The sequence below is a fragment of the Streptomyces sp. AV19 genome (genome assembly GCF_015999245.1).
Lineage (GTDB): Bacteria > Actinomycetota > Actinomycetes > Streptomycetales > Streptomycetaceae > Streptomyces.
Genome location: NZ_JAEAMR010000048.1, coordinates 1 through 1,661, shown reverse-complemented (window position 1 = coordinate 1,661; position 1,661 = coordinate 1). Strand labels below are relative to the sequence as shown.

Genomic DNA, 1,661 nt, shown 5'->3' with positions numbered 1-1,661 from the left:
AGAAGCCATCCGCATTCCGAATGTGATCGTTGGGTTTCTGCTGGTCGGGCATGAACTGCGGCTGATGGCGGGAGGGTTCGGGTGTTCGTCTGCTCTCGTCGTGTTCGTGGAGGTGGCTGATGCCGTCGGTGCTCGGTCTGCTGGAGGCCCGGGAGAAGAAGGTCCGCGCGGAGGTGGCCCGGCTGCGGGAGGAGGCCGAGCGGATCACGGCCGCGCTCAGCGCGGCGGAAGTGCAGCTGGAGCGGCTCGGCCAGGCTCGCGAGACGGTCACCGAAGTGCTGGCCGAGCCGGACGTCGGGGCGCCGGGGCGGGCCCAGGCCGCCGCGGTGACGGGCTCGACGGTGCCGCACCGCGTCGAGGGCGTGAGCGCGGAGGTGCTCGCGCCGGAGTACCAGCGGATCCTGTCCCTCCTGGCAGCACCGGAGGGCGGTGGCGGGATGCGGGCGAAGCAGATCACGCTCGCCCTGGGCGGGAAGGCGGTTCCGGCCCGGGTGGAGGGGGTGCGCTCGCGGCTGAAGCGGCTGGCCGCGCGGGGCTGGGCTGTCGAGGTGGAACCGGGACTGTTCACCGTCGGCACGGAGCCGGTGCCGCTGGCCGCGTGAGGAAGGCGTCCCGGCGGCGCCCGGCCAGGCGGGCGTTCATCAGCATGGTCATGGACCACAGCACCATGGCCTCGTGCGTCTCGGGCAGCGTCTCGACGTCGCGCACCAGACGCCGCGAGCGGACCAGCCAGCTCAGCGTGCGCTCTACCACCCACCTTCGCGGCAGCACCACGAACCCCGTGGTGTCATCGGAGCGTTTGACGATCTCGAGGGTGAGGCGGAGCTTCTCGGCGGCCCAGTCGACGAGCCGGCCTGCGTAGCCGGAGTCCGCCCAGACCAGGCGGATGGAGAAGTACTGCTGACGCAGCCGGGTGAGCAGGGGCACGGCAGCGTGGCGGTCCTGCACGCTCGCCGCGGTCACCAGCACCGCCAGCACCAGGCCGAGACAGTCCACCGCCACGTGCCGTTTCCTGCCGCCCACCTTCTTCCCCCCGTCCCATCCAGACGTTGACCTGGGGATATTCGCCGCGGCCCGGACCGACTGCGAGTCGACGATCGCGGCCGTCGGGTCGGTCCTGCGTCCTTCCTTCTCCCGCACGCGGTCACGGAGCCGGTCGTGGAGCTCGGCCAGCAGACCGGTCACCTGCCAGCGGCGGGCGAAGGCGTGCACCCGCCGGTACGGCGGGAAGTCCTGCGGCAGGTTCGCCCACTTGATCCCGTTGTCGACGACGTACCGCACAGCGTCCAGCATCACGCGGTGGCAGTAGCCCTCCGGTCGCCCGCCCCGCCCCTGGAGCCAGGCCGGCACCGGTAGCGACCAGCGAAGTACCTGCCACTCGGCGTCCGTCATGTCCGAGACGTAGCACGGGATACGGTCCGGGTGATCCCCCGCGTTCCCGAACCGGTGCGCGAGACAATCACACGGCGACACGCGGGAGTTGGACGCGACGGACATGCTCACGCAAGACTGTGACAACAGGGTCTCCTGGGCTGCTCGGCCGGCTTCGCAACCCCGAGCTACCAAGAGGCCCTGGCTTCATGCGCAGACCCCCGCGCGATCACCCGATCAGGACCCTTGTTCGATCGACAACCCTGCTGATCGGTAAGCGGATACCTTCT

Annotated in this window: 2 protein-coding genes; one reads left to right on the top strand and one right to left on the bottom strand. The window is 70.4% G+C overall.

Annotation, left to right across the window (positions count from 1 at the left end; all coding sequences use genetic code 11):
- The first annotated feature begins 119 nt into the window (after window positions 1-119).
- On the top strand, window positions 120-602 hold the full coding sequence (locus I5Q34_RS32940; RefSeq protein ID WP_199896174.1) for a hypothetical protein: 483 nt from the start codon (window positions 120-122) through the stop codon (window positions 600-602).
- Here I5Q34_RS32940 and I5Q34_RS32935 read toward each other — a convergent pair.
- Window positions 565-1,392, bottom strand: coding sequence for an IS5 family transposase (locus I5Q34_RS32935; RefSeq protein WP_199896173.1), 828 nt, complete (start codon window positions 1,390-1,392; stop codon window positions 565-567). The two genes, I5Q34_RS32940 and I5Q34_RS32935, sit on opposite strands and share 38 nt — an antisense overlap.
- Window positions 1,393-1,661 lie beyond the last annotated feature (269 nt).